Below are 26,829 nucleotides of genomic sequence, written 5' to 3' on the forward strand. Positions count from 1 at the left end.
CACGCTACGCCGCGGGTTCGATCCAGGTGACCGGCAGCTCGTGGACGCCGTAGATGTTCATGTCCGTGCGCAGCTTCACCTCCTCGGCCGGGACAGCCAGTGCCAGCGTCGGGAACCGGCGCAGCAGGCCCTCGAACCCCGCGCGCATCTCGATACGGGCCAGCTGCTGGCCCAGGCACTGGTGCACGCCGTGGCCGAAGGACAGCAGGCCACGGGCGTTGCGGCGGATGTCCAGCGTGTCCGGGTTCTCGAAGCGGCGGGGGTCGTGGTTGGCGGCCAGCAGCGAGACCACCACGGTCGAGCCCTTCGGGATCACTTCGCCGCCGAGCTCGAGGTCTTCCGTCGCGTAGCGGAAGAAGATGTCCGCCACCGACAGGTAGCGCAGCATCTCCTCCACGGCGCCCGGCAGCAGTTCCGCGTCGGCGGCCAGCTCGGCGCGCTGGTCCGGGTGCTCCAGCAGCGCGAAGGTGCCCAGTGACAGCATGTTGGCCGTCGTCTCGTGGCCGGCGAGGAGCAGCAGGAACGCCGCGCCGGTCAGTTCTTCGACGGTCAGGTCGTCGTGGCGGGCCAGGTCGGACAGGATGTCCTCGCCCGGCTCGGCGCGCTTGCTCGTCACCAGCTCGGTCAGGTACGTGTTCAGCGCGATGTACGCGCCCATCTTCTCCTCGAGCGTCTGCTCCCGGAGCATGAACTGCGCCGAGTTGGCCTGGAAGGTGGCGCGGTCCGCGTAGGGCACGCCGAGCAGCTCGCAGATCACCAGCGACGGCACCGGGAGCGCGAACTCCTTGACCAGGTCGACCGGCGGGGCCAGCTGCGCGAGGTGGTCCAGCTGCCGCTCGACGACGTCGGCGATGCGCTCCTCCAGCTGCTTCATCCGCTTCACGGTGAAGGCGCCGGTGAGCTTGCGGCGCAGCCGGCCGTGGTCCGGCGGGTCCATCGCGATGAACATCCCCGGCAGCTGCGGGGACGGCTCGGTGGCGGCCGGCATGCCCGTCTCGTACGGCACGTGGATGACGTCGAGGTCCAGCCGGGAGCTGAACCGCGTGTCGGCCATCATCTGCCGGACCTCTTCGTAGCCGGTGACGAGCCAGCCTTCGTGGCCGTCCGGGAACACCAGCGGGCTGACCGGGCGGGTGTCGCGCAGCCGGGTGAGCGCGCTCGGCGGGTCGAAGGGCCCGGCGTCGCGGTCCATCGGGAGTCCGTGCGGGACGTCGACCTGGCTCATCGGGTTTCCTTTCGTGGGGTGTGCCGATGACGTTCGCCGAGGGGGCTGACACGGGCCTGACACGCCTCGGACACCGCCGTCCGTGGCAAGATCGGCCGCGTGCAGATCGGGATCCTGGGGCCCTTCGAAGTGCGCACGGACGACGGCGCGCTCGCCGAGGTGCCGGGTGCCCGCCTGCGGGGGCTGCTGGTCGCCCTCGCGCTCGAGCCGGGCCAGGTGGTCCCGAAGTCGACGCTCGTCGACTGGATCTGGGGTGAGCAGCCGCCCGCCGAAGCGCCGAACGCGTTGCAGCGCCTGGTTTCCCGGCTGCGGAAGGCCCTGCCCGATGGCGCGGTCGACGGTCGGCCGACCGGCTACCGGCTGGTGGTGGCGCCCGACGACGTCGACGCCGTGCGGTTCGAGCGGCTCGTCGGCCAGGCGCGCGCGGACGACGACCCGCGGCGGCTGCGCGAGGCCCTCACCCTTTGGCGCGGTCCGGCCATGCAGGACGTCGAGCTGCCGGAAAGCGCGGCGTTCTCCGCCGCGGTCACCCGGCTCGAAGGCCTGCGCCTGGCCGCGCTCGAGGACCGGTTCGACGCCGAAGTCCGGCACGGCCACGGCGCGGAACTGGTCACCGAGCTGACCGACCTGGTCGCCGCGCACCCGATGCGGGAGCGGCTCGTCGCGGCGCTGATGCGCGCCCTCGTCGCGACCGGCCGCGACACCGAGGCGCTGCTCGTGTACGAGCGCACGCGGGAAACCCTGGCCGACTCCTTCGGCGTCGATCCGTCGCCGGAGCTGTCCGAGGTGCACGTCGCGCTGCTGCGCGGCGAGCTGGGACGGCGCGAGGAGAGCCGGAAGACCAACCTGCGGGCCGAGCTGACCAGCTTCGTCGGCAAGGACGCCGACGTCGCCGCGGTCCGGGAGCTCGTCGCCGAACACCGGCTCACCACCCTGATCGGGCCGGGCGGCTCGGGGAAGACCCGGCAGGCCGCGGAAACCGCGCGGACACTGCTCGGCGACTTCCCGGACGGCGCGTGGCTGGTCGAGCTGGCCGGGATCGGGGCGGGCGACGACGTCGCCCAGGCGACGCTCGGCGCGCTCAAGCTGCGGGATTCCCTCGTCGGTGAGGCACCGGACGCCGAGCCGACGGACCGGGTCATCGCCGCCCTGCGCGAGCGGTCGATGCTGCTGGTCCTGGACAACTGCGAGCACGTCATCGAGTCCGCGGCGGCGTTCGCGCACCGCGTGCTCGGAGAGTGCCGCCGGCTGCGGATCCTCGCTACGAGCCGGGAACCGCTCGGCATCACCGGGGAGGCGCTGTGGCAGGTCGCGCCCCTGGTCCTGCCCGCGGAGGACGCCGACCCGGCCGAAATCGAGGCCGCTCCGGCCGTCCGGCTGCTGCGGGACCGGGCCGGCGCGGTGCGCAAGGACCTCACGGCGGACGCGCGCACCCTGGCCCGCGTCTGCCGCGCGCTGGACGGGATGCCGCTGGCCATCGAGCTCGCCGCGGCCCGCCTGCGCACGATGTCGCTCGACCAGCTCGCGCACCGGCTCGACGACCGGTTCCGCCTGCTCACCGGTGGCAGCCGGACCGCGCTCCCGCGGCACCGGACCCTGCGCGCGGTGATCGACTGGAGCTGGGAGCTGCTCTCCGACGCCGAACGCGTCGTGCTGCGCCGGCTTTCGGTGTTCTCGGGCGGGGCGAGCCTCGAAGCGGCCGAGCGGGTGTGCGGCGACGACGACGTGCTCGACCTGCTGACCGCGCTGACCGAGAAGTCGCTGCTCGTCATCGTCGGCGAGCGCTACCGCATGCTCGGGACCATCAAGGAGTACGCCCAGCAGCGGCTCGCTGAGGCGGGCGAAGAGGACGTCGCCCGGCGCGCCCACCTCGCGTACTTCACCGAGCTCACCGAGACCGCCGAGCCGCACCTGCGTCGCGCCGAGCAGCTGGAGTGGCTCGCCACGCTGGAGGCGGAGCACGACAACATCGCCGCGGCGATGCGGGGCGCCCTCGCGGCAGGCGAAGCCGCCGAAGCGATGCGGCTCGCGGCGACCGCCGGCTGGTACTGGTGGCTCGCCGGGCACCGCGCGGAGGGCAACGAGCTGGTCATGGCGGCCACGGCCCTGCCCGGCGAAGTGCCGGACGAAATCCGCGGGGTCGTCTACACGTTCGTCGTGCAGTTCGTGACGTCCGGGCAGCAGAGCGACGAGTACCGGGCCGAGGACTGGATCCGCCGGGCGCACGAGATCAGCCTGCGCGTCGACCGCCCGCGGCTGGCGTTGCGCTTCGCCGGTGCGCTGGAACGCCTGCTGCACGGACCGGACGCGGCGCTGTCGGCGTTCGAACCGCTGCTCGCCGACGAGGACCCGTGGGTCCGCGCGGTGGCCCGGTTGCAGCTGGGCAAGATGCGCATCCAGTTCGGCCACGGCGACCAGGCCGCCGACGCGCTCCTCGAGACGGCGGTCGCCGAGTTCCGCGCGCTCGGCGAGCGGTGGGGCACGTCGTTCGCGCTGACCGAGCTGGCGGACCGCATCGCCGTGCGCGGGGAGTTCGCCGAAGCGTGCGGGTACTACGAGCAGGCCGTCGAGGTGGTGACCGAGGTCGGCGCCATCGAGGACGTCGTCCGGATGCGCTCGCGGCAGGCCCAGCTGTACTGGCTGCTGGGCGACGAACCGGCGAGCGCGGCCGCGTTGGCCGGGGCGCAGCGGGCCGCCGAACGCGTGGCCTGGCCGAACGCGCTGGCCGAGCTGGCGCTGACCAGGGCGGAACTGGCCCGCTGGCGCGGCGACACCGCCGAGTCCCGCCGCCAGCTCGACGTCGCGACGGCGCTGATGGGCGACGACGCCCGGCGCGCGAACGTCCAGGCGCTCGCCCACGACCTGCTCGGCTACCTCGCCGAGAACATCGAGGAAGCCCGGAAGCACCGCGCGACGGCGTTCGAAGCCGCTTCGGAGACGGGGCACCCGCTCACGATCGCGCTGGTGCTCGTCGGACTCGCGGACCTGGCCCAGCGCAGCGGGCAGGACGAACAGGCCGCGCGGCTGCTCGGGGCGAGCACGGGTGTCCGCGGCCTGCCGGACCGGTCGCACCCGGACGTCGCCCGGATCGAGGAAAGCGCCCGGCGTCGCCTCGGTGACGAGGGGTTCACCGAGGCGACGCGGGCGGGGGCGGCGGCGAGCTGGCCGGAACTGGCCGCGGTCACGCTCGCTTCTTGAAGGTCGACGACGCCCACAGGTAGCCGACGACGGCGATCCCGGCGCACCAGCCGAGTGCGGCGAGCAGGGTGCCGGTGGCCGGCGTCCCGTTGAGCAGCCCTCGCAGGGTTTCGATGATCGGCGTGAAGGGCTGGTACTCGGCGAACTGCTTGAGGCCGGGGCCCATCTTGTCCGCGGGCACGATCGCGCTGCTGAAGAACGGGAGCATGACCAGCGGCACGGACGCCATGCCCGCCGTCTCCGGCGATTTGGCGGCCAGGCCCAGCGCGACGGTCAGCCAGGCGGTCGCGAACCCGAGCAGCACGACGACGCCGAGCGCGCCGAGCCAGCCGAGGAAGCCCGCGGCGGGGCTGAAGCCGAGCAGGAAGGCGACGCCGAGCAGGGCGGCGATGGCGACCAGGTTGGTCAGCACGCTGGCGGCGACGTGCCCGGTCAGCACCGCGCCGCGCGAGACGTCCATGACCTTGAAGCGGTTGATGATGCCCTTGGTCATGTCGGAGTTCACCGCGATCGCGGTGGCGCCGAGCCCGTAGCAGACGGCCAGCAGGATCAGGCCCGGCGTGGCGTAGTCGACGTAGTCCACACCGACGTTGAACGCGTCGCCGAACATGTAGACGAACATCAGCATGATGACGACCGGCATCAGGATCGCGTTGAACACCGACATCGGGTTCCGGGCGATGTGCTTGAAGTTGCGGCGCAGCATCACGGTCGAGTGGGACTTCATTTCGCGGGAACCTCCGTGGCGTGGCCCGTCAGGGCGAGGAAGACGTCGTCGAGATCAGGGGTGTGGACGGACAGCTCGTCGGCGCTGAGCGCGTACTCGTCGAGCCGGTCGAGGAGGGAACGCAGGGATTTGGTGCCGCCATCGCTGGGCACGCGCAGAGCCAGCGCTTCGTCGTCCCGGGCGCCGTCGGTGAGCACGCGCGCGGCGGCGTCGAGCTCGGCGGCGGTGGCAAACCGGAGCCGGACGTGGGTGCCGGGAATCCGGCGCTTCAGCTCGTCGGCGGTGCCCTCGGCCACCAGCCGGCCTTGGTCGAGCACGGCGATGCGGTCGGCGAGCTGGTCGGCTTCCTCGAGGTACTGGGTGGTGAGGAAGATGGTGACGCCGTCGGCGACGAGCTCGCGAATGGTGGCCCACATCGTCCGCCGGCTGCGCGGATCCAGCCCGGTGGTCGGCTCGTCGAGGAAGATGATCCGCGGGCGGCCGACGAGGGTCATGGCGAGGTCGAGCTTGCGCCGCATGCCCCCGGAGTAGGTCGACGCGGGTTTGTGCGCCGCCTCGGTGAGCTCGAAGCGTTCGAGCAGTTCGGTGACGGTCCGCCGGCCGGCACCCCGGCTGAGATCGACCATCAGCTGCAGGTTTTCCCGCCCGGTCAGCAACTCGTCGACGGCGGCGAACTGCCCGGTGACCCCGATGGCGGCCCGAACGGCCTTGGCTTCGGAGGCGACGTCGAACCCGGCGACGCGGATGGTGCTGGCGTCGGCCTTGGCGAGGGTGGTGAGGACGTTGACGGTGGTGGTCTTGCCGGCGCCGTTCGGGCCGAGCAGCGAGAAGATGGTGCCGGCTTCGACTTCGAGGTCAACGCCGTCGAGGACGGTTTTGTCTTGGTAGGCCTTCCGCAGTCCGGAGGCCGTGATCGCCAGGTCTGTCATGGGAACCACTGTCGAAGGACGGCCTGACACCGACCTGACACGGACCTGACCCGGGTACGGAAACGGCCCGCACACCGGTGCGGGCCGTTCGTTTGCTTCGGGTTGTGGAGCTGAGGGGAATCGAACCCCTGACCCCCGCCTTGCAAAGGCGGTGCTCTACCAATTGAGCTACAGCCCCGGACCGCGGGCGGCTCGCCCGCGGTGGAGATCAGCTGTGGGAAGCGCCGGCCGGCTTGGCCGGGGTGGTGCCGTTGGTCGAGGGGACCGGCGCGGTCGCCGCGCGCCAGAGTTCGGCTTCGGCCTTGGCCGCCTTGTTGCGCTTGACGACGAACAGGACGCCGCCCGCGATGACGGCGAGTGCCAGCAGCTTCTTCACCGAAGCCCCCTTCTCAGCTTGCTTCCCTTACCCCGTGATGTTACTGCACGCCCCGCGGCGCGGGTTCGGGGTCCTCGTTCGTTCCACGTGGAACCACTGGTAACGCACGTCACACGCGCTCGGAAATAGTGGTGGCGGCCGGGTGGTTGTACCGGATGGTCGGTGAGCCCACCGTGTCCCCCGGGCTTCAACCACTGCCTTCGCGGAGTTCCGTTCGGCTGGAACCGCGATGCGCCACTCGCCGAGAGGCGACCGTGCGGCCCGCCGACCGTGACTGCTCAGCCCTGCCGGCCTTCTCTTCCCGGCAGGGCTGACCTGTTTCTGTTGTGCACCGGTGTTTCCGCTGTAGCACCACATTGCCCGGTGGCGACTGACCGTGCGTGACGAAGTGGAAGCCCGCACGGCTCGGCCTGCACGCGCCACGGACCCGGACGGGAGTGAGCTGGCAGGTCGTCATCGCGGCCGCTGTCGTGGTGGTTGCCGTGGGCTGGGTCGCGATCGACTGGCTGCTGGAGCAAGCCGCTGCGGCGAAGGATCCGGGGAGCGCACGCGTAGACGCGATCAAGACCGGCCTCGGCGTCGGCGCCGGCACCACCGGCATCTTCGCGCTCTTGCTCGCCATCCGCCGCCAGAACCACCACGAGCGGACGGCCGCGGACGCGACCCACGACGCAACGGAACGCCGTGTCACCGAGCTCTACACGAAGGCCGTCGAACAGCTGGGTTCGGCGAAAGCCCCGGTCCGACTCGGTGGTCTGTACGCGCTGGAACGCCTCGGGGAAACCCAGAAGAGCCAGCGCTCCACGATCGTCAACGTCATCTGCGCCTACCTTCGGATGCGATACGCGCTGCCGGCCGAACCGGCCGCGGGCGCGCCGGCCGAGCACCACGACCGCTACGAGGACCGGATGCAGGAAGCGCAGGTCCGTTTCACCGCGCAACGCATCCTGCGCCGCCACCGGCAGCCGTTGACGAGGCCGAACCTGTTCTGGGCCGGCGTCACCATCGATCTCAGCGAGGCCGACCTCCGGACGATGGACTTCGCGTCCGTGGATTTCGAACTCGCGAACCTCAGCGGCGCAAAGCTCGCCGGCGCGAACCTCATCGAAGCGGACTTGAGAGGCGCGAACTGCGCCGGCACCGACCTTTCCGAAGCCGACCTCACGGACGCCCGGGTCAGCTCGGCGACCCACCTCGACGTGCCATCGGCATACGAAGAGCGGGACGGCAGGCTCGTGCCCAAGTAGACGCGGGGGGCAGTCTCAGCCGACGACGTGCAAGCGATCGGCTTATGTGGTCGACGGTCACGAGCAGCAGCCTTCCGGCTGCGTGACCTTGTCGACCTGGCCGGTTTGCGCGTCAGGAGTGCAGCACGCGGCCGGGGCGGCGACCACCTCAAGGTGCTGCGTGAGTCCGGCCTGATCACCGGCGAACGGCGCGGGACCTGGGTGTACTACCGCGTTCACCCCGAGGTGCTGGCCCGCCTCTCAGCCGTGCTGGTCCCCGCCACGCCCTGAACCCTTCCGGCAATTCCATTAATCGTTTATCGTCGATGGACGATCAAGGGGGTTGTTGTGCTCGATCGCCACACTGCCGAGACCTACGCGGGCTGGTTCCGCGCGCTGGCCGACCCGACCCGGGTCCAGATCCTCAACCTGCTGGCTTCCAGCGGCACGCCGATGACGGTCGGGCAGATCGTCGAACAGGTCGAGGTCGGCCAGTCCACGGTGTCGGCCCATTTGAAGATCCTCACCGAAGCCCGGTTCGTGCTCGCCGAGCCGCGCGGCACCGCCCGGCTCTACCAGGTCAACCAGCGCTGCGTGTCCTGCTTCCCGACCGCCGCCGACGTCGTCATGGGCCGTGGAGTGCTGCCCTTCGCCGCCGTCACCTGCGAGACCACCCGATGAGCCCCGACCAGGACGCGGTCCGCGAGCGCTACGCCACCGCTGCCCGGCGGGCTCTGGACGGTGCGGGAACCGGCCTGCTCGCCGGCGACGGGGACACCGAACGGCTCGGCGCCGTGCACTACGCCGGCGAGGACATCCCGGCCGCGGTGTCCGCGACCAGCCTCGGGTGTGGCAACCCGCTGGCCGTCGCCGACCTGCACCCCGGAGAAACGGTGCTCGACCTCGGTTCAGGTGGCGGTCTCGACGTCCTGCTGTCCGCCCGCCGCGTCGGCCCGGCCGGCCGCGCCATCGGCCTGGACATGACCGACGACATGCTCACCCTGGCCCGCCGCCACGCCGAGCAGGCCGGTGTCACGAACGCCGAGTTCGTCAAAGGCACGATCGAGCGCATCCCGCTCCCGGACGCCTCGGTCGACGTCGTCATCTCCAACTGCGTCATCGCGTTGTCGTCCGACAAGCCGGCTGTGTTCGCCGAGATCGCCCGAGTCCTGCGACCCGGCGGCCAGCTCGGGATCACCGACATCGTGGCCGACGACACGCTCACCGACGCCGAACGCGCCGCCCGCACCGGCGTGGTCGAGTGCCTCGGCGGCGCGCTCACCGCCGACCGCTACCGCGCTCTCCTGCGTGACGCCGGATTCGCCGGCATCGACGTCCGGCTGACCCACGAAGTCGGCGACAAACTGCACTCGGCGATCATCCGTGCCACCCGACCTCACCTGGTCGTCCCGATGACGGCCGACCACGCCGAGCAGGTCTTGACGATCTACCAAGCCGGGCTCGACACCGAGCACGCCAGCTTCGAAACCACCGCCCCCGACTGGGCCACGTGGGACGCCGTTCATCTGCCGGCGCATCGGCTCGTGGCCTCTCGATGCCACTGGAGAGGTGCTCGGGTGGACCGCGGTCAGCGCCGTGTCCTCCCGCTGCGTTTACGCCGGGGTTGTCGAGCACAGCGTGTACGTCCGGCCGAGCGCGCACGGTCAAGGCGTCGGCCATGCGCTCCTGAACGCGCTGATCCGCTCGACCGAGAACGCGGGGATCTGGACGATCCAAAGCGGCATCTTCCCCGAGAACACGGCGAGCCGAGCGCTCCACCGCCGCGCAGGCTTCCGCGAACTCGGTACCCGCGAACGGATCGGCCGGCATCATGGCCAGTGGCGCGACGTCGTGATGATCGAGCGGCGAAGCGCCGCCTCAGGAATCGCGTCGCCTGAGAACCGGTAGTCAGGCTGTTAGTCAGGCAGACAGCAAAAAGCCCGGCTCGCGAGAAGCGAACCGGGCTTTGACCTGCGTGGGCCTACCAGGACTTGAACCTGGGACCTCTTCGTTATCAGGGCAAGATCAGCTGTTATTGACCTTGGATCCAGGGCACCTACCTGCAGAAAAGCAGTCCGCGAACGTCCGTGGAAGTCCTCAGACCAGCGCATCGATTGTCACTCACAATGTCACTCGCCCGAGCCTGGAGCAGGACCGCTGACATATTCGAAACTTCTCCCGCAAGATCGTCGGCCGGTCGACGAGAGCGCAGGTCAGTCCATCGACGGCAGCATCACCTGGCGGCACCATAATTGCCAGCCCGCGTCGGATTCCCGCCGCTGCCAACCATCCACCTCTGGGCCGCTGGTGACCCACCGGTCCACCGCTCCTAGGCACCAGGACGCGAACCCCTCCCGCTCCCGCCCGGACGTTCCCGGCCTAACGAGCAAGCGGGCTACATACGTCGTGTGATTGAGATCCGACCACTCCAACGATGCAAACCCCTTGATGTCCGGTTCGTCGTGACGACCGAAGTCGAACTCCTCGATCTGCAGCCCCAGCTTGTTGAGCTGCGCCTCCGCGGCACCTGCCATAGCTACAACCGTACTCGTCGGCATCGCCTTGTTTGGGCGAGATACGCACCCGGGAAGGCTGGCAGGCACTGGGCGCTTGGAGGGCGTTTGGCCGGTCTGCGCGGTCCTACTGGCCCTGAATCAGCCTGCGCCGGAGTCTAGGCGGGCGCGGTACTCGGCAGCCCGGCTACCATTCGGTTCCTCACGCGATGAGGAGGCCGGGATGCCGGATTACCAGGGGATTGAGATCTACGCGGTCGGGAAGATCGAACACAACGGCTGGCGTACGCAGCTGTTGCCGGTCTGCAAGGAATACGACTATGGGAACGATCGGACCGGGATCCAACCGCCGTGGCCCGTAAACCCGATCGTCGACCTTCCGGGTGCGCTCTATGTGGGACCGCACTTCCTGGGTGACGACCACGGCTGCTTTCACGGCGAGAACACCCACGGCGTGGCGGCCGGCGGCGCAGCCTGTGGTGAAGCGTACGTGGGACTTTCCCGCCCTGACGTCGTTAAGCGGTGCCTGACGGCGATCGAGCAAGCCACGCACGTGTTCGCATGGATTGACAAAGGCGACGCTTACGGCAGCCTCGTCGAACTCGGCTTCGCTCGCGGCCTGGGTAAGCAGATCTACCTTTACCTCGCTGAGGACCTGGCCGAAGAGGAAGACATGTGGTTTGCGGGGCAGATCAGCAGCTTCACCGGCCGCGCAAAAACCGCCCACGCGGCATGGGAGGACTTCACGCTGCGACTGCCGAGGAACTCGCTTTGAGCGAGATGTCGCACATGACTCCGCCCGACCCTATCTGAGAACGGTTGAGACTGACTGCGCGGACGGCGGAACCCCGAAGCGGGGGCTGGATCTCACCATCCGGCCCCCGCTCCAGCCTGCGCAGCATCGCATGAATCGATCAGGGGTCCTTTTACCTGGACAAAGCCCCACATGCCCGGATCTCGGCACGTGTGGATGTCGCTTCGGTGACGACTACAGCAATCGTCCCACAAAGATCATGTGGATGCGGTGATCTTTTCACTCCTCCTTTCGGTCATCGCGCCTTAGGTTTGAGCACCCGGAGAGATGGAGCCTGTTGCTTACGTAGCTCACGGTCAGTATTCTTCAGACATCACTGTCATAAACAAGGTGTTGAGAGGGATGAGGTTTTCTGAATTGGTCAGATGTCTATTGGTGGGTTGACCACCTTGCGACAAATCTCTCGATACCGTTAGCCTTGGTCGGATTCGGGATAACAATTTGGCAACTACGAAAGACGAAGAGTGCCGCCGAGGCAGCAACTAGCGCAGCACATGAAATCAAGAACCAAGTCCGAACTATAAATTTGGCTGCACTTCTACCGCAACTGAACTGGATCGAAGCCGAAGTAGATCGCGCAGTCGACACCAAGTCGGTCGAATCACTTCGACATTGGATCGGACTGTGGCGTTTACACGCCGCAGAGGTAAGGGTCTACTTGGAGATATCCAGCCCCGACGAGAAGCGAACTTTGCGCGCGATCCAGTCTTCGGTAACGATCGCAGCAGACACCAAGTTGAGCCTTCACGGCCTGGACAACCTAACAGACCTCACTGACTTAACGAAAGATCTGCGGCGAGCCATGGCCCGAGTGACGGGAGAAATTGGCACCATCGCCGCGCGGCAAGTCGCCAGCTTCGGAGAGGGAAAAGATAGTGCCACCGAAAAGTAACGACGAGAGGCTCATCAAAATCGCCGAAGCGCTGCTAGCCAGAACAGAAGCGGGGAAAATTGAATGGGAGGCGCGCGACTACCCTGGAGCTGACGACCAGTTCGACTATTCGACAACTTGGAACACCATTACAGTAAAGTCAGTAGACGGCGACGGTCAACGACCCTACGGGATGTACATTAAGAACGAGAATGGCCTGGAGGTTGATCACCTCATCAACATGGACCTAGGCGTGCAAAATTTGCTGTCCGATTTGTACTCTGCCGCCCGCTACATCGCCCTCGACGTCGACAATAACCTGGACAAACTACTCGATGAATTGAGCAGCGAAGATCCTGAGTGATTACAAGCGTCGTTTAGCCTACTACTCCACTACACCATAGTGTTTGGCGAGCGCGGCAAAAATCGGGCCTCGGCGCCGAGTTGCTCGATCGACAAGACGCCGCATCGTGGTTTTACCGAGTGGCTGATATCGCACCCAGTCCGATGCAAGATCTCGTGCCTCGGAGAGCCAAGTCAAGGCGTCCTGATCGTGACGTAAATCGACAGCCGCAGCTGCGAGAAGTAGCCTATGCCCCGCCTCCCAGAAGGCCGGGACATCGCCCATCGTGTCCGGCACGGCGGCCGCCAGGCGGAGGGCTTGTTCGGGATCGCCAGCGTGCGCCGCAAGCTCGACGTTCTGGAGCGCGGCGACGCGCGGGCCGAAGATCGCGGCCTCTGAGGCCGTGTCGCTCCGGGAACGGATAGCGGCAGCGTGTGCGGCGGCAAGGAGGTCCTCAGCACGGCCGGCGCTTCCGGTCCGAAGAGCAGCGGTTGCGGCATTGAACAGCAGGTTGCCGAACACGCCGGCACGTATCGGGTCGCGGTCGAGCATCCGCGGTTCGATCGCGGCGGCCGCCTGTGTGGCCACGCGCTCAGCATCTTCGGCTCGGCCCTGGCGGACCAGGGTCCACGCCAGGTAACGCAGCGAGATTGCAGCCTCAACCTCGGGAGCGTCCGACTCAGCCGCGGCCTCGATCGCCCGCGCAGCGGAGGTGTACGCCAAGTCATCGAAGCCGAGCCGGCCCGCGATGCCGGCGCCGAGCCGGTACGCGGTCGACAAGACGCGGTGCGCGCCGGCGCGCTCCTCGTCGCGGGTGTCGCGGACACCCCGACGAGCGTCGGCCAGGACGACCGGCAGCGCGTACAGCAGTTCGGCGTGGCGCCCGTCGACGTACGCCCGCCAGGCAGCATGCGCACTGGCCGTGAGTTCCGGGAGTGGCAGCAGCTCGCGAGTGTCGGCCAGGTCTTCAAGGCCGGGGATTGACGCGTCCGCGGTGATCGCCCGTCGGAGCGGAGCCACGTCGACATCGCGAGAGTGCGGCGCCGGCATCGTGCCGAGCAGAGCATCGACCGGGACGCCGAGCGCGGCCGCGAGCTTCCGGAGGGTGGCGGGACGACTGGTCGTCCGAGTGCCCTGCTCGATGCGCGCCACGGTGTCGACGCCGACCGAGGCAGCCTCGGCGAGTCCCTCTTGGGAGAAGTCGCGAGCTTTGCGGATGCGCGTCAGGTTCTCGGCGAGCGGGTTGTGAGCGGTCATCCGTCCTCCGACTGTGTGCACGCAGTAACCAGACTACTGCGCTATGCGCCTGCCGTCTTCACATATCAGCAGCTCACCGGCGCGCGCGGCGTCGAGGGCAACCCCGATGCGGCGCGCGAGGATTGGCTTCAGTCGCGATGCCGCGGTGTCGAGCGGCAGCAGCTCCACCGACAGGATCTCGGGGTCCGTGATCGTCAGGGCCTTGATCTCGGCCTCGGCGACCAGGCCGCCGTCGAAGACGTACGCCATCCCCTCCGGCATGCGCGAGTCGTCCGGGATGTAGTCGATTACCAGCAGGTTGCCGAGCGGCCGATCTATGCCGACTTCCTCCGCGACCTCCCGAGCCGCCGTCCGCCAGGGCGGCTCGCCCTCCTCGCACGCACCGCCCGGGATGTCCCAGTGCGGCTTGTACGACGGCTCGACGAACAACACACGGTCGGCCTCGTCGCGAAAGAGGACGCCGGCGGACATGCGCTTGCGGTTGAGCGAGCGCACGTACTCGTCGAAGGGGAGCAAGTCCACGAGGCGAGGCTACCGGCGGCGAGCGTCGTCCCGCTGATCTATGCCTTTCACGCCTAGTTCATAGGCTTTGACCTGCCGAAATCATGGTTACCGGCTGTGTTTTGAGTGTCCGGATTCGACGACAGTTGATCAGGTGACGGCACAAGACGGGGGCTCGACCGGGCGCAAGGACCGGCCGACGTTCTGGTGCGGCGCCTCGCTGTTCAACACCAGCGGCCAGCGGCTCAACGAGATCGACTGGAGCACGGCTCAGCACCCGAAGACGCACGCGGACATGACCGATGCCGACTGGGAGCAGGCTGCCACCGCGCTTCGGGCGTTCGAGATCGAGCGAGGGCTTCGGTGACCGCATTGGATGACCGCCCGGTCCGGCGTCCGCCCAGCCCTCGGCGTGACTTCTGGGAGTGGCACGAGTTCACCGACGGCGACGGCTGGGCTCACCTGTACCTGCACTCGGAGATGGCGAACCCGCGCCTTGTCCTGCTGCTGCCCTGGTGCTTGATCAACGATCCGTTTCCGCTGGAGCACGACCGCCCGAGCGTTAGCCGCGGTCGGGTGATCCCGAAACCTGGCCGGGTCTGCCCTGTCTGCGTGAGCCAGAACGAGCACCGGCGAATCGAGGTGCCGCGTGCACGCGCGTGACCGCGAACTGCTGGCCGGCCTCTCGAAGATGAACTCCAAGATCGGGAGCGTGACGGTCGAGCTGCTGACCCTCCAGCCCAACGACGCGCGCTATGCGGCGGCGTTGCGCACACTCGCCCGTCAGCTGGCGCAGGTCGGCGACGCACTGGCCCGGCGCGCCGGCGAGTTGGACGGCGTCGACGTCGATCTGGTGAGTCTGCTGGACGTACCGAGCGAAGACACTCAACGACTGAACGGAGCGGGTTGAACCGTGACCGACGCTGCACCCCGACCGGCCCTCATCGCGCTCGCAGACGGCCTCCGCGACGCCCGTACCCGCCGCGGCGTCGGCCTCCGCCGGCTCGCCGACATGATCAATCTTCACCCGGGAGTGCTGTCGAGTTTCGAACTCGGCAAACGCATACCGCCGGACACGACCGTGGCGCACATCCTCGGCGTCCTACGCTCGCCGACTGCCGTGTGCGATCAGCTCGTCGACCTCGCCCGTCGAGCCCACGAACGCGACTTCATCGACCACGCCGGGCGCGCCGAAGACCTCCTGCGGACGACGTACGAGCAGCGGTCGACGCACGTCTTCGAGTGGTCGCCGACCCTGATTCCGGAGGCTTTGCAGACCGTCGAGTACGCCCGCGCGCTGCGGGATACTGGCCTGGTCGAGCCCAGCTCCGACGCCGGCCGCCGATCGCTCGCCCAGACGGTCCAGGAACTCACTTCGCCGACGGGCACGGAGCCGCGACGCACCTACCTGATCGGCGAGGCCGCTACTCGTTCCGATTTCGGCTCGGCGGAGGAGTTCCGCGCCCAGCTCGACGCGGTGATCGCTCTGACACGCCACCCGCGTATGTCCGTCCGTCTCGTTCCGGCCGTCGAGTGCCCGCCCGGCCTGGTCGAGCGATTCACTCTGTACGAGAACCGTGCTGGCGCCTTCACGGTCGCCGTGCCACACCACCGCGGAGCCGTCTTCATCACGCACGAGGACACCGTGACGGCCTACAGGAAGACCGCCAAGGCGCTACAGCGCCATGCCACCGACACCGGGTGGCGCTGACCAGCTCCCGGCCGGCGCGTCCTGACCTCCCTGCGGCGGCGCGCCGGCCGGGTTCCACCCGCGCGGCATTCGCCGCGCACACGTTCCCGCCGAAGCTCTAGCCTGGCTGAGGCACCCCGGTAGAGGAGTCTGATGACCACGACGAAGGCCTTCACGTCAGAGCGGACACAAGCCGTCTTCGAGGCAGCCTGTGCCTTCGCCGGGCTCGACGCGGCCGGCGCGAAGCGGGTCCGATTCGGGGAGAACGCCATCTTCCGCCTGGCCGACAGCTCGGCCGTCGTCCGCGTTGGACGCTCGATCCCCGCGGCGACGAAGGAAGTGCTCGTCGCCGGCTGGCTCGCAGAGAACGCCTTCCCCGCTGCCACGTCGCTACCCGGCGCCGAACAGCCGTTCATCGAGGACGGCTTACCCGTCACCTTCTGGAACTGCCTCGAAGAGGACGACACCCCGATCACGCCGGCGGAGTTCGGGAAGCTGCTTCACGACCTCCACGCGCTCCCCCATCCGAAGGACTTCCGCCTGCCGGCGTTCTCCCCGATGCCGAAGGTTGAACCGCGGCTGCAAGCCCTGAAGGGCAAGCTCCCCGAGGCTGACCTCGACTTCCTGCGCGAGCGGTACGAGGAACTATCCGAGAAGTTCCAAGCCCTTGAGTTCCCGCTTCCCGCCGGTCCCGTGCACGGCGACGCGCACCCCGGGAACGTCATGCGCGCCCCGGACGGGACGCTGAACCTGATCGACTTCGAGGACTTCGCCTACGGACCGCGTGAGTGGGACGCGGCCGTGCTCTCGGTACGCCACCAGGCGTTCGGCTGGGCCACCGAAGCCGAGTACGACTCGTACACCGAGGCGTACGGGTTCGATCCGATCAGCTGGGAGGGGTTCCCCGTGGTCAGGGCTACCCGCGAGCTGAACATGACCATGTGGCTCTCGCAGACCGTCGACGAGTCCGCCGAGGTCAAAGCCGAGGTCGAGAAGCGGATCAGCGACCTACGCGACGACCAGGCGCCCCGACACTGGAAGGTTTTCTGACGGCAGGTGGATGTTGGCGAAGTCGAGGAATTCCTTCACCAACGGGTCGCCGGCATGCCCGCCCAGCCGTCCGCGGAAGTCGTCGAGATACGAGATCACCCGGAACGACTTGAGCTTCGCCGCGGTCTCGACCACCGACCTGGCCACGTCCAACGCCTCTTCGAGGTTTCCGCCTTGCAGGTGCGACGTGGCCAGCACAGTCCGGCAGAACGAGAGACTGCGGACGTAAGTCGACTCCGAGGCCGCGATCGACGCGGCCGCGTGGTGGTTCGCCAGCTCGGCATTCCCGATGTCGCGGAAGCAGTGCGCGAACTCGGCGTGTAGCTCGGCTTCGTCGAAGTAGTGGATCCACTCGGGGTCGTTCTCCCGGATGCCCTGGCAGTGCCACCGTTCGGCCGTGAGCAGCGCGGCCGTGACGTCCTCTGCCCTGCCGAGCGACGCAAGCGCCCTCGCTTCCATCGCGTGGAACAGTGCCATCGTGGTCGGAGTGGCGTAGCCGTTCGCGCCCTTGTACGCCGCTCGCGCCAGGTCGACCGCTCGCTGGAAGTGCCCGAGGAAGTTCGCCTGGTGCGACATGCCCGCGAGGATTCGGCCGCACAGCGCTTTGTCGCCGGCCGCCTTCGCCAAGCGGAACGCCTGCGTGAGGTACCGCTGCGCGAGTCCGTGCGCACCCGTGTCGTAGGCCGTCCAGCCAGCGAGCCGCGTCAGGGCAGCGACCTCCCGGAAGTACTCCCGGCCGACTGGGTCTTGCGGGGACACGTGCTTGATGTTCGGCAAGATCTCCTGGTCGAGGAACGAGGCAACGAGCGACTTCGGCCGGCCCCCGCCGTACTTGTAGTCGAAGCTGCTGAACATCGCGGTTGCCTCGCGAACCGCCTCGACGTCCACCAGGGTGATCGAGCGCGGCTCGGATGGCGGCCGCGACCCTTCGTCGTCGGAGTCGGTCAGCCACCGCACGAGCAGGCCGCTCCATGCCTCCGGCACGACTGCCAGAGGGCCGACCCGCTTCGGCGTCCGCAGCTCGAGTTCGGTGATCGCGCCCAGCGCGACCAGGCTGTGCGCGATCTCCTCGGGGTACTCCAGGCCGACGTCATCCGAGGTGGTCTCGGCGCCACCGCCGAAGCCGATCTCCTCCAGGCCGACAGGTCGGCCGAGCAGCTCGCCGAGAACGCCGGCGATCAGCTGGCAGGTGCGCGGGTGCGGCTTCGTGCCGTCGAGCCAGCGCTTGACCGACACGTGGTCCGCGCTGACAAGCTCGCCGCCGTCTCTCAGGCTGCGCTCGCGCACACGGCGAGCGAAGCCCTTGTTAGTCGCCCCCGCCTGTCGCATAACCGCAGCTAGAAGTGCGTTCGGCTGCTTCCCCTTGTCGACCACCGGTACCTCCGAAGGTCATTAAAGCACCCCCCGTGCACCCCCCACGTGCAGAAATGCACCCCCGCGTGCACACTGCTGCACCCCCGCCCCTGCGCGGTTTCCTGAGTTCATCAGCGACAACGCCGGATCGAAAACCCCGATCCGGACCGGCCTCCAGGCCCGTCGCGGAACGAAAGGAGACCGTGATGGCGAAGAACAACTTCCCGGTTATGAAGAGCGGGGGCGGCTTGGTCGGCAAGGCGATCAGCCTGGTCATCGGACTCGCGATCGTCGTGCTGATCGTCAAGTACCCGGCTGACTCGGCGACCTGGGCCAGCGGAGCCGCACACGGCACCGGCGCGGTGATCGACGGCGTCGTGCAGTTCCTCCGCGCCCTGTTCGGCTAGTTCTCCCCCAGCTTCCGCTCGATCTCGCCGAGGCGCTTCCTGATCTCGGCAATGGCCTGCCAGACCCGCTCGTCTCCCGAAGCCTCGGAGCGAACCGCGGAGTCACGCTCGGCCGGCTGAGTTCGGACGAACGAGCCCTTGCCGTGCCGGATCACCACCAGGCCCTCTTCCCTGAGGTGGGCAACGGCGCTCTTGGCCGTGTTCACCGCGACCCCCCAGGAATCGGCCAGTTCCTGGTAGGTCGGCAGTTGGTCGCCAGGACCGTACTCGCCGGACGCGATCGCGTTCCGGAGGCCGGCGGCTACTTGCAAAAACGGCGCACGCGGATCGTCCGGGTCCAGAGATGCCATGGCACCAGCGTAAGGCAACTCAGTTGCGCAACTCAGTTGCGTCATGTCAGTTGACAGAGTTAATAGACAGGACTTACGTTGAGCCCGGTTGACACCGGCCGCTCCCGAGCGGGAGACCTACAAGTCGTTGGAGTTCACACCAATGGATGACCTCATCCCTTTGCCCAGCTATGCCCCGGACGGACTGACCGAGTCGGACATCGACGCACTGATCGCCGAGTACTTCGTGACGGCTCACGACCAGGAAGCGGCGAGCACCGGCCTGGCGCGGAGCACGGACCGGGCCTCGACGCATCGACACGTCCGGCGCATCAGCCGCCAGAACGTCAGCTCGGCCCTTCGGGGCCGCTCGGACAGTCCCGGCGCGGCCGCTTGAAGCCGCCCCGGCCCGGCGCACGGAACCGCCAAGAACCACCCGCCGGACCGGGCTTCTCCCAACCACTTCCAAGCCAGTCAGGAGAACACCCATGGTAGGGCTCGACACGCCCACGAACACCCGAAGCGCGTACCCGCCTTCGGTCACCGATCTGCTGCCCCGTGTCCGTGAGTTCGCCGCGGACCTGGGCGAGTGCCCCTCTCGGAACCGGATCATGACCGAGTTCAAGGTGGGTGCACCGAAGGCCCGCGCCATCCTCGCCGCGCTGAACGAGGAGGCCAACGCCAAGCCCGTGCGGAAGCTGCACGCGGTGACGGAACCAGCCGAGGTCGAGGAACCGGATCAGGAGTCCGAGACCTCGGACGAACCGGCCCCGGAGGAGGCAGAGCCGCAGGTCAACGTCACCGCAGACCCGGGCGCGACGCCGGAGAAGGTGCGGCGGATCAAGCTGTGGCCGGTGCTCCTCCTGGCCCTGCCGGCGTTCGTCGCCGTCTGGAGCGGCTGGGTCGGTCTCGGCAGGCTGACCGGGTTCGGCCCGATCCAGCTCCTGCCGGGGATCTGGGACCACCTGACGATCAACTCGGCGATCACGCTCCCGATCGGGGTCGAGACCTACGCGGCGTTCGCCCTGCGGGTCTGGCTGTCCCCGGCGACCCGGACCCACCGGGTTCGCAGCTTCGCGAAGTGGTCGGCCCTGGGCTCGCTCGTCCTCGGGATGGTCGGTCAGGTCGCCTACCACCTGATGTCCGCCGCAGACGTCGAACGCGCCCCCTGGCCGGTGACCACGCTCGTCTCCTGCCTGCCGGTGGTCGTCCTCGGCTGCGGCGCTGCCCTCGCACACCTCGTACGCGACACCACCGACCAGGAGGTGAACGACTGATGAGCACCACCAACGAATCGCAGAGCGGCCGCGTGATCGCGTTCCCCAGCACGGGGCCGGTCGAGGCCGACCCGTTCGTCATCGACGCCGAGTCCGGCGACGAGGCCGCGGAGCAGTCGCCGGCCATCCCGGTGGACCGCCCGGTCACCGACGGCTCGTCGTGGCTGGACCGCCTCCGCTCGCAGAACCGCCAGGCGATCATCCCCAGCTACCTCAAGTCGACCGCCGACGCGAAGGACGCCGCGAAGTGGGTGGGGAAGCACTACGCGCACAAGGCCGGTTACCACGCGGCCCGGTCGCCGCTCTACGCGCTTCGGCTCGCGGTGCGTTTCCCTCGGGGCCTCTTCCTCCTGCTGGCAGCGACCGGCCGGTACGTGACCGACGCCGAAGGGCGCCCGGCCCGGTCGGAGACGGCCACGGCCGACAAGGCCGATCTCTACCTGAAGCTGTCACAACAGCGGGATCGACGAGTCGTACTCCGGCTGATTCAGCTCGGTCTCGTGTCGACGGTCGGCCTGGTCCTGGTGTTCACGCTGCCGAACGTCCTTCCGGAGTGGGTGATCTGGGCCTGCGGCGCCATCTCGGTTGGACTGCTCGGAAAGCTCGGGTCCACCCGGGACAACCCGGTGGTGTCGTCTCGCGCCGTCCTGTCCACGCAGGTCCAGAAGCTCACGAGTGACAACATTGTTCAGGCGCTGTCGGTGCTCGGCATCGCGGGCATCAACCAGGCCCTCACCAAGAACCCGAACGCGATCGGGTTCACGGCGCCGATCACCCGCGATGGCCCCGGGTGGCGTGCCGACGTCGACCTTCCGCCGGGCGTCACGGTGTCCGAAGTGGTCGAGCGGCGGGCGAAGCTCGCGTCCGGCCTCGGCCGTCCCCTCGGCTGCGTCTGGCCGGAGGGCAACGCCGAGGTTCACCCCGGGCGGATGGTCCTGTGGGTCGGTGACCAGGACCTGTCCAAGTCGCGGCAGGCCGTCTGGCCGCTGCGCAAGCCCGGCACCGTGGACCTGTTCAAGCCGCAGCCGTTCGGCACCGACCAGCGCGGCCGGTGGGTGGACATCACCCTGATGTTCATCTCGATGGTCATCGGCGCGATCCCGCGGATGGGCAAGACGTTCACGCTGCGAGAGCTGCTGCTGATCGCCGCGCTGGACCCGCGGGCCGAGCTGCACTCGTTCGACCTCAAGGGAACCGGCGACCTTTCGCCGCTGGCGCCGGTGTCGCACCGGTACCGCGCTGGCGACGAGCCGGAGGACATCGCGTATGCCGTCGCCGACCTGCGAGCGCTCGCCGACGAGCTGCGGCGGCGGGCGAAGGTGATCCGGGAGCTGCCCAAGGACCTGTGCCCGGAGAACAAGGTCACGCCGGAGCTGGCCGGCAAGAAGTCCCTTGGCCTGCACCCGATCGTGATCGGCGTCGACGAGTGTCAGAAGTGGTTCGAGCACCCGGAGTACGGCGCGGAGATCGAGGAGGTCTGCACCGACCTCGTGAAGCGCGGCCCAGCGCTGGGCATCGTGATCATCCTCGCGACGCAGCGGCCGGACGCGAAGAGCATCCCGACCGCGATCAGCGACAACGCGGTGATGCGGTTCTGTCTTAAGGTCACCGGCCAGCAGGCCAACGACATGGTGCTCGGGACCTCGTCGTACCGGAACGGCATCCGGGCCACGACGCTGTCCTTTCGGGACAAGGGCATCGGGTACCTGGCCGGCGAAGGCGACGAGCCGCGCATCACCCGCGGCGTGTACATCGACGGCCCGGACGCCGAGAAGGTCGCCGCCCGCGCACGAACCGCACGGCTGGCGGCCGGACGGCTGACCGGCTACGCCGCCGGCCTCGACCTGACGCCCGAGGAGGACGAGGACACGAGCACCTTGCTCGCCGACGTGCTGACCGCGATCGGCGACGCCGAGAAGGCGTGGTCGGAACGCATCGTCGACCGGCTCGCCGAGCTGCGCCCGGCGGTCTACGGCCCGTGGGCCGAACTGCCCACCGGCGCGGCGAAGGCAACGCAGCTCTCCACCGCGCTGAAACCGCTCGGGATCACCACCAAGCAGGTGTGGGGCAACGACGTCGACACCGGCAAGGGCGCCAACCGGATGGGCGTCAAGCGCGAATGGATCGCCGACGCACTGACCGAGCGTGACCGGAACCGCAAGAGCGGCTAGCTCGCGCAGGGCTCTAGGTCTAGAGCCTCGTCCCTCTAGACCTAGAGCCCTCCCTAGACCACCACAACACCGCTGATCAGCGCCCTAGTACCTAGAGGCGCGGGCCGAGTGCGGCCAAAAACAGCCCCGGAGGCTCCGTTGAACCCCCTCAGCAACCCGACCGTCCTGCTCCTGCTCGTTCTCACAATCGTCACTCTCGGCTACTCATGGTCGTGCGCGGTCTACCCCTACAAGCCGTGCCGCTCCTGCCGTGGCTTCGGCGCTTTCCGCTCGCCGTTGCTCCGCGCGATCCGGCTCTGCCGCCGGTGCGACGGCACCGGCCGCACGCTCCGCGCCGGCCGCCGCGCCTACAACTCCTGCCTCCGCGCCCGCCGGTCGTACCGCGATCTCCGTGACCGCGACCGCCGCGACAACAGCCGCTGACGCGCAGCTCAACCGAAAGGCCACCCCATGAAGACCACATTGCTCGACCCCGAGCGTCAGTTCCTGGGCTGCGTGATGCAGGTTCGGCTGACCGGCGCCCGTCGACTGCTCGCCGGGATGCGCGCCGACGACTTCGGCTCGCCGATCGCCGCCCGTGTCCTCCAACTGGTCATCGAGCTGACCGGCGCGGGCCACGCACCGACCCCGATGGCCGTGATGGACCACGCCCGGGAGAGGACGGCGACCGAACCTCGGTCCGGCGGCGCGCACCGCCTGCACAGCCTCGGCCTCTGGATCGTCGAGACCTACACCGACGGCCCGATCCTGCCGCCGCCGTACTACGGCGCCTGGCTGAAAGCCGTCGTGCTCAAGAACGCCTACCGCCGCGCCGTCCGGGAGCACGCGGCCCGCCTGGTGCAGGCAGTGGAAGACGACTCGCCGACCGACGTTCTCCGCCACCAGCTCGACGACACCGAGCGCCTGGACGACCTGTGGCGGCGCTACTGCGAGGCCGGAGGCGACGACGAACCGACCGCACGCCTGGAGGTGGCTGCCTGATGTCTGGATTCGACGACACCCTGTCCGTGATCGACTTCGTGATCTCCGACGAGCCGGCACCGAACTGCCAGCAGTGCGGCCGGCCGCGGGGCGACTCGCCGTCCGGTGACTTCTGCTCGGAGAACTGCCAGCGCTTCTGGCGCGGCCGCCACATCGCGGCCCAGCCCGCGGAGGACGGCGGCGCCCAGCCGAGCGAGACGCTCCCAGAGTCCGCGCCGGCCGACCCGCTGACATGGCTCGGCCCGGCGCCGGCCGGTGCATTCGCGAAGCCGGGTCACGAGGTCCTCGACGCGGTCGTGACGTTCGTGTCGCGCTTCTCCGCCTTCGCCAACGAGCACGCTGCTCCGACGTTGGCGCTCTGGTACGCGCACACCCACGTGGCCGAGCGGCTCTACGTCACGCCGCGCCTGATCCTCGACTCGGCGGAGCCGGGGAGTGGCAAGACGCGCGTTCTGGAGGTCGCGCAGTACCTCGTGGCCAAGCCGGAGATGACGATCAGCATCACCCCGGCTGCCATCTTTCGGATGCTCGCCGACGGGCCGATGACGCTGCTGTTCGATGAGATCGACGCGGTGTTCAACCCGAAGACGGGTGGGAACAACGAGGACCTCCGCGCGCTGCTGAACGCGGGCTACAAGCGGTCGGCGACAGTGACGCGGTGCGTCGGCGACGCCAAGAGCATGAATGTCACGCGGTTTCCGGTGTACGCGCCGGTCGCGCTCGCCGGGATCGCCGGCGGCATGCCGGACACGATCACGACCCGCGCGATCACCGTGCACATGCGGAAACGCCGGTTCGACGAGGTGGTCGAGGAGTTCATTGAAGAGGACGTCGAGCGGGAGTCGGCACCGGTGCGCGCCGAGCTGGCGGAGTGGGTCGGTCGCGTCGGCGACCAGGTGAGCCGCGCACGACCGGAACGCCCGGACGGCGTCCGCGACCGGGCCGCGGAGATCTGGCGGCCGCTACTGGCGATCGCGGACGCGGCCGGCGGCCACTGGCCGGAGACAGCTCGGAAGGCGTGCCGTCACTTCGTGCTCGAAGCGACCGCACAGCCGGCGTCGATCGGCGTGCGGCTGCTGGCCGACGTCCGTGAAATCTTCACGGTCGAGAACACCGACCGCATGGTCACTGCCGAGCTGATCCGCGAGCTGCACGCCATCGAAGACGGCCCGTGGACCGACGTCCAAGGCAAGCCGCTCGACAGCCGCCGTCTCGCGAAGGAACTCGACCGGTACCTGGTCCGGCCGAAGGACCTCAAGGTCAACGGCAAGACGCTCAAGGGCTACCGCATCGACGGCGACGGCGGCCTGGCCGACGCCTGGAGCCGCTACCTCCCACCGCCCGAAACCGGCGCGACCTCCGCGACCAACGCGACCCCGCAGGTCACCGCCACATCACGCGTCGCGGAGGCGCCGGGCGCTGCCGCGACCTGCGCAACCCGGGTCGCGGAAGGTCGCGGAACCCAACAGCCGCTCGCACCCGCGCTGACCAGCCCGGTCGCGGTAGTCGCGGACGTCGCGCCTGCCAAGCCGGACCACGACACCGAGGGGGATCGATGAACGCCGTACCCATGCCGGTCGCCGTGCCCGAACGGCACCTCTACCGGATCACCGAAGCCATGCGCCTGCTCTCGATGAGCCGCTCGGTCATCTACGAACAGCTCCGTTCGGGCCGCCTGCGCTCGGTCAAGCAGGGACGCGCCCGCCTTGTGCCGGCCGTCGCCATCCAGCAGTACGTCGAGTTGCTCATGAAGGAAGCGGAGGTCAGCTATGGCGAGTCGGCGTAGCCGCGGAGACGGCGGCCTGTACTGGTCCGAGGACCGACAGCGCTGGATCGCGGAACTGACGATCGGTTACCGGCCGAACGGGAAGCGCATCACGCGCAAGGCCAGCGGCAAGACGAAGACGGAGGCGAAGGCTGCCCTCGACCGGCTCGTCGAGCGCAAGAAGGAGGGCACCGCCACTGCGGTCCGCGGGCTCACGGTCGAGAAGGCGGTTCGAGACTGGCTGCGGCACGGCCTTAACGGTCGCACTGCCGCGACCGTCGAGAAGCTGACCATCCTGGCCGAGACGCACATCGTCCCCTCACTCGGTGCGCGACTGCTGCTGGACCCGAAGCAGTCGAAGGAACTGACCGCTGATGATGTCGACGCATGGCTGGAGGAGAAGGCAGAGGATCTGGCCACGCGCACGCTTCAGGACCTCCGTTCGATTCTCAGGCGCGCGATCAACCGAGCGGCGAAGCGGACCAAGGGCATCCGGAACGTGGTGCTGCTGTGTGACGAGCTGCCGGTTGGCCGCGACGGACGGCCGTCGAAGTCGCTGACCTTCGCCCAGGCGGTTGCGGTACTCGCCGCCGCGGAGGCGGAGGACTCCACGTACGGCGACTACACGGTGGTCTCGCTTCTGACCGGCGCGCGAACCGAGGAGGCGCGCCCGCTGGCGTGGCCGGAGGTCGACCTACTCGGGAAGCTGGACGCGGAGCCGCCGATCCCTCCGCACGTCAACGTATGGCGGTCGGTACGGGCAGGCGGGGACACGAAGACCAAAAAGTCGCGGCGTTCGCTCGCGCTTCCCGGTAGGGCGGTCGACGCGCTGGAGCGACAGAAGCTCCGCCAGAAGCGTCAGCGCGAGTCGGCCGGCGACCGGTGGCACGAACTCAGCATCGTGTTCGCGTCGGACGTCGGGACACAGCTCGACGCGGCCAACGTCCGCCGTGGCTTCCGACGCATTCTGAAGCTGGCGGGCCTCGAACCGAAGGACTGGACGCCGCGCGAGCTGCGCCACAGCTTCGTGTCGCTGCTCTCTGACAGCGGCCTCACCATCGAGGAGATTTCCCGGCTGGTGGGGCACTCGGACACGAAGGTGACCGAACTGGTCTACCGACACCAACTGCGACCGGTGATCCAGGATGGCGCAAAAGCGATGGACGCGATCTTCCCGGATTCTGCTGCCTAGATGCTTCCGTCAGGGCGAAGGGTGGTTGCACCGTGCGGACCGCCCTTCGCCAGATGCCGGGGACCGACAGCTCCCTTCAAGGCGGCGCGGCCAGCGCCAGCCTCGTTCGTTATCCATACGTTACGTTGTTTACCTATAGACGCCCAGCCTACAAATGCCTTTAGATGGCCCTGGTTATTTTTCTGACAATAGATGCACTTCTCGCGAACGTTTTCGCAGGTCAAAGTCATCTTGACGGCGAACGTAGGGTCAAATGTAGTCTCTTGACAGTTCGCCCACACAGGAGGTGAACATCGGAAATTAATCAATTATCGGAGGCGTTATGAATCAGGTAGACGTCACTCAACTGCTGTCGACGATCGTCACGAATACGGGTAACACGATCCGGGCTGCGGTGCTCGCAGTCGTGCTCGTGGTCGTGCTGTTTGGCGGGATCATCGGCATCTTGCAGTTCCCGGGTAGTTCTGTGGATGTTGGACCCGTGTCGGTTACGGCGACTCAAGAGCAGGTGACTACGCGATGAGCGGTGGTTCTTCGCCGCGAGCACCGTGCTACGTGCCCTTCCGGGACGTGCCTCTGTCGAGGGGCACGCCCTGGGGACCGGCCGTCCGCAGCTATCGACTACGTCTACTTC

The 26,829-nt window shown here is 68.3% G+C and carries 29 protein-coding genes, 1 tRNA gene and 2 pseudogenes; 22 read left to right on the plus strand and 10 right to left on the minus strand.

Annotated features, from left to right (window positions below; translation table 11 throughout):
• Positions 1 to 4: 4 nt before the first annotated feature.
• Complete coding sequence (locus ABZX11_RS01105; RefSeq protein ID WP_354908717.1) at positions 5 to 1,225, minus strand: cytochrome P450; 1,221 nt, start codon at positions 1,223 to 1,225, stop codon at positions 5 to 7.
• A gap of 99 nt (positions 1,226 to 1,324) precedes the next feature.
• On the opposite strand from ABZX11_RS01105, the gene ABZX11_RS01110 reads away from it, so the two are divergent.
• Positions 1,325 to 4,423 (plus strand): BTAD domain-containing putative transcriptional regulator, encoded by a 3,099-nt coding sequence (locus ABZX11_RS01110; protein WP_354908719.1) that lies wholly within the window; start codon positions 1,325 to 1,327, stop codon positions 4,421 to 4,423.
• Here the strand turns inward: ABZX11_RS01110 and ABZX11_RS01115 are convergent.
• The 4 genes from ABZX11_RS01115 to ABZX11_RS01130 form a co-directional block, all read right to left on the minus strand.
• Entirely contained in the window at positions 4,407 to 5,150 is a 744-nt protein-coding gene (locus ABZX11_RS01115; protein WP_176173824.1) for an ABC transporter permease, read from the minus strand. The two genes, ABZX11_RS01110 and ABZX11_RS01115, sit on opposite strands and share 17 nt — an antisense overlap.
• Positions 5,147 to 6,079, minus strand: coding sequence for an ATP-binding cassette domain-containing protein (locus ABZX11_RS01120; RefSeq protein WP_354908721.1), 933 nt, complete (start codon positions 6,077 to 6,079; stop codon positions 5,147 to 5,149). The genes ABZX11_RS01115 and ABZX11_RS01120 overlap by 4 nt, the downstream gene beginning before the upstream one ends.
• Before the next feature lie 105 nt (positions 6,080 to 6,184).
• Positions 6,185 to 6,257: transfer RNA gene (locus ABZX11_RS01125), tRNA-Ala, on the minus strand.
• A gap of 30 nt (positions 6,258 to 6,287) precedes the next feature.
• Complete coding sequence (locus tag ABZX11_RS01130) at positions 6,288 to 6,455, minus strand: DLW-39 family protein (RefSeq protein ID WP_176173827.1); 168 nt, start codon at positions 6,453 to 6,455, stop codon at positions 6,288 to 6,290.
• Between the two features lie 380 nt (positions 6,456 to 6,835).
• Between ABZX11_RS01130 and ABZX11_RS01135 the strand changes: the two genes are divergently transcribed.
• The 5 genes and pseudogenes from ABZX11_RS01135 (at position 6,836) to ABZX11_RS01155 (ending at position 9,589) form a co-directional block, all read left to right on the plus strand.
• A complete protein-coding gene (locus tag ABZX11_RS01135; protein WP_354908725.1) occupies positions 6,836 to 7,702 on the plus strand; it encodes a pentapeptide repeat-containing protein in 867 nt (288 codons plus the stop codon).
• Positions 7,703 to 7,846: 144 nt separating this feature from the next.
• Positions 7,847 to 7,972: pseudogene (locus ABZX11_RS01140) on the plus strand (transcriptional regulator); the annotation flags it as partial.
• Between the two features lie 57 nt (positions 7,973 to 8,029).
• Positions 8,030 to 8,362 carry a metalloregulator ArsR/SmtB family transcription factor gene (locus ABZX11_RS01145; protein WP_354908727.1) on the plus strand — a complete coding sequence of 111 codons (333 nt, stop codon included), beginning with the start codon at positions 8,030 to 8,032 and terminating at the stop codon, positions 8,360 to 8,362.
• Positions 8,359 to 8,994, plus strand: a pseudogene (locus ABZX11_RS01150) (methyltransferase domain-containing protein); the annotation flags it as partial. The gene ABZX11_RS01145 and the pseudogene ABZX11_RS01150, both read left to right, overlap by 4 nt.
• Before the next feature lie 283 nt (positions 8,995 to 9,277).
• Positions 9,278 to 9,589, plus strand: a complete 312-nt coding sequence (locus tag ABZX11_RS01155) for an N-acetyltransferase family protein (RefSeq protein ID WP_354909192.1) — start codon at positions 9,278 to 9,280, stop codon at positions 9,587 to 9,589.
• A gap of 305 nt (positions 9,590 to 9,894) precedes the next feature.
• On the opposite strand, the gene ABZX11_RS01160 is transcribed toward ABZX11_RS01155, so the two are convergent.
• Positions 9,895 to 10,215, minus strand: a complete 321-nt coding sequence (locus ABZX11_RS01160) for a hypothetical protein (RefSeq protein ID WP_354908729.1) — start codon at positions 10,213 to 10,215, stop codon at positions 9,895 to 9,897.
• A 202-nt stretch (positions 10,216 to 10,417) separates the two neighbouring features.
• On the opposite strand from ABZX11_RS01160, the gene ABZX11_RS01165 reads away from it, so the two are divergent.
• Both ABZX11_RS01165 and ABZX11_RS01170 read left to right on the plus strand, forming a co-directional pair.
• A complete protein-coding gene (locus ABZX11_RS01165; RefSeq protein ID WP_354908731.1) occupies positions 10,418 to 10,969 on the plus strand; it encodes a hypothetical protein in 552 nt (183 codons plus the stop codon).
• 914 nt (positions 10,970 to 11,883) lie between these two features.
• The gene (locus tag ABZX11_RS01170; RefSeq protein ID WP_354908733.1) at positions 11,884 to 12,243 is read left to right on the plus strand and encodes a hypothetical protein; all 360 of its coding nucleotides are present in this window, start codon (positions 11,884 to 11,886) and stop codon (positions 12,241 to 12,243) included.
• A gap of 21 nt (positions 12,244 to 12,264) precedes the next feature.
• On the opposite strand, the gene ABZX11_RS01175 is transcribed toward ABZX11_RS01170, so the two are convergent.
• Both ABZX11_RS01175 and ABZX11_RS01180 read right to left on the minus strand, forming a co-directional pair.
• A complete protein-coding gene (locus ABZX11_RS01175; RefSeq protein WP_354908735.1) occupies positions 12,265 to 13,479 on the minus strand; it encodes a helix-turn-helix transcriptional regulator in 1,215 nt (404 codons plus the stop codon).
• A 33-nt stretch (positions 13,480 to 13,512) separates the two neighbouring features.
• Positions 13,513 to 14,001 (minus strand): NUDIX hydrolase, encoded by a 489-nt coding sequence (locus tag ABZX11_RS01180; protein ID WP_354908737.1) that lies wholly within the window; start codon positions 13,999 to 14,001, stop codon positions 13,513 to 13,515.
• 133 nt (positions 14,002 to 14,134) lie between these two features.
• On the opposite strand from ABZX11_RS01180, the gene ABZX11_RS01185 reads away from it, so the two are divergent.
• From ABZX11_RS01185 to ABZX11_RS01205, 5 genes are all read left to right on the plus strand, one after another.
• A complete protein-coding gene (locus ABZX11_RS01185) occupies positions 14,135 to 14,347 on the plus strand; it encodes a hypothetical protein (RefSeq protein ID WP_354908740.1) in 213 nt (70 codons plus the stop codon).
• Positions 14,344 to 14,643 (plus strand): hypothetical protein, encoded by a 300-nt coding sequence (locus ABZX11_RS01190; protein WP_354908742.1) that lies wholly within the window; start codon positions 14,344 to 14,346, stop codon positions 14,641 to 14,643. Before ABZX11_RS01185 ends, ABZX11_RS01190 begins: the two co-directional genes overlap by 4 nt.
• The gene (locus ABZX11_RS01195; protein WP_354908745.1) at positions 14,630 to 14,890 is read left to right on the plus strand and encodes a hypothetical protein; all 261 of its coding nucleotides are present in this window, start codon (positions 14,630 to 14,632) and stop codon (positions 14,888 to 14,890) included. The genes ABZX11_RS01190 and ABZX11_RS01195 overlap by 14 nt, the downstream gene beginning before the upstream one ends.
• Positions 14,891 to 14,893: 3 nt before the next feature.
• On the plus strand, positions 14,894 to 15,691 hold the full coding sequence (locus tag ABZX11_RS01200; RefSeq protein WP_354908748.1) for a Scr1 family TA system antitoxin-like transcriptional regulator: 798 nt from the start codon (positions 14,894 to 14,896) through the stop codon (positions 15,689 to 15,691).
• 132 nt (positions 15,692 to 15,823) lie between these two features.
• Positions 15,824 to 16,720: a phosphotransferase gene (locus ABZX11_RS01205; protein ID WP_354908750.1), complete on the plus strand. Its 897-nt coding sequence runs from the start codon at positions 15,824 to 15,826 to the stop codon at positions 16,718 to 16,720.
• Here ABZX11_RS01205 and ABZX11_RS01210 read toward each other — a convergent pair.
• Complete coding sequence (locus tag ABZX11_RS01210) at positions 16,679 to 18,094, minus strand: hypothetical protein (RefSeq protein WP_354908753.1); 1,416 nt, start codon at positions 18,092 to 18,094, stop codon at positions 16,679 to 16,681. The genes ABZX11_RS01205 and ABZX11_RS01210 overlap by 42 nt on opposite strands.
• Before the next feature lie 185 nt (positions 18,095 to 18,279).
• Here ABZX11_RS01210 and ABZX11_RS01215 point away from each other — a divergent pair, with 185 nt between their 5' ends.
• A complete protein-coding gene (locus tag ABZX11_RS01215) occupies positions 18,280 to 18,480 on the plus strand; it encodes a hypothetical protein (protein ID WP_354908756.1) in 201 nt (66 codons plus the stop codon).
• Here ABZX11_RS01215 and ABZX11_RS01220 read toward each other — a convergent pair.
• Positions 18,477 to 18,830, minus strand: coding sequence for a winged helix-turn-helix domain-containing protein (locus ABZX11_RS01220; RefSeq protein WP_354908759.1), 354 nt, complete (start codon positions 18,828 to 18,830; stop codon positions 18,477 to 18,479). The genes ABZX11_RS01215 and ABZX11_RS01220 overlap by 4 nt on opposite strands.
• A 142-nt stretch (positions 18,831 to 18,972) precedes the next feature.
• Between ABZX11_RS01220 and ABZX11_RS01225 the strand changes: the two genes are divergently transcribed.
• From ABZX11_RS01225 to ABZX11_RS01260, 8 genes are all read left to right on the plus strand, one after another.
• Positions 18,973 to 19,206 carry a hypothetical protein gene (locus ABZX11_RS01225; protein WP_354908761.1) on the plus strand — a complete coding sequence of 78 codons (234 nt, stop codon included), beginning with the start codon at positions 18,973 to 18,975 and terminating at the stop codon, positions 19,204 to 19,206.
• Between the two features lie 91 nt (positions 19,207 to 19,297).
• Positions 19,298 to 20,086: an ABC transporter permease gene (locus tag ABZX11_RS01230; RefSeq protein WP_354908764.1), complete on the plus strand. Its 789-nt coding sequence runs from the start codon at positions 19,298 to 19,300 to the stop codon at positions 20,084 to 20,086.
• On the plus strand, positions 20,086 to 22,257 hold the full coding sequence (locus tag ABZX11_RS01235; RefSeq protein WP_354908767.1) for a cell division protein FtsK: 2,172 nt from the start codon (positions 20,086 to 20,088) through the stop codon (positions 22,255 to 22,257). The genes ABZX11_RS01230 and ABZX11_RS01235 overlap by 1 nt, the downstream gene beginning before the upstream one ends.
• Before the next feature lie 138 nt (positions 22,258 to 22,395).
• Entirely contained in the window at positions 22,396 to 22,680 is a 285-nt protein-coding gene (locus ABZX11_RS01240) for a hypothetical protein (protein WP_354908771.1), read from the plus strand.
• A gap of 27 nt (positions 22,681 to 22,707) precedes the next feature.
• Positions 22,708 to 23,238, plus strand: coding sequence for a hypothetical protein (locus tag ABZX11_RS01245; RefSeq protein ID WP_354908773.1), 531 nt, complete (start codon positions 22,708 to 22,710; stop codon positions 23,236 to 23,238).
• Positions 23,238 to 24,797: a DUF3631 domain-containing protein gene (locus ABZX11_RS01250; protein WP_354908776.1), complete on the plus strand. Its 1,560-nt coding sequence runs from the start codon at positions 23,238 to 23,240 to the stop codon at positions 24,795 to 24,797. Before ABZX11_RS01245 ends, ABZX11_RS01250 begins: the two co-directional genes overlap by 1 nt.
• Positions 24,794 to 25,024, plus strand: coding sequence for a helix-turn-helix domain-containing protein (locus tag ABZX11_RS01255; protein ID WP_247059664.1), 231 nt, complete (start codon positions 24,794 to 24,796; stop codon positions 25,022 to 25,024). Before ABZX11_RS01250 ends, ABZX11_RS01255 begins: the two co-directional genes overlap by 4 nt.
• The gene (locus ABZX11_RS01260) at positions 25,008 to 26,195 is read left to right on the plus strand and encodes a site-specific integrase (RefSeq protein ID WP_354908779.1); all 1,188 of its coding nucleotides are present in this window, start codon (positions 25,008 to 25,010) and stop codon (positions 26,193 to 26,195) included. The genes ABZX11_RS01255 and ABZX11_RS01260 overlap by 17 nt, the downstream gene beginning before the upstream one ends.
• The last annotated feature ends 634 nt before the right edge of the window (positions 26,196 to 26,829 follow it).

The organism is Amycolatopsis sp. NPDC004169, from assembly GCF_040610315.1.
Taxonomy (GTDB): domain Bacteria; phylum Actinomycetota; class Actinomycetes; order Mycobacteriales; family Pseudonocardiaceae; genus Amycolatopsis.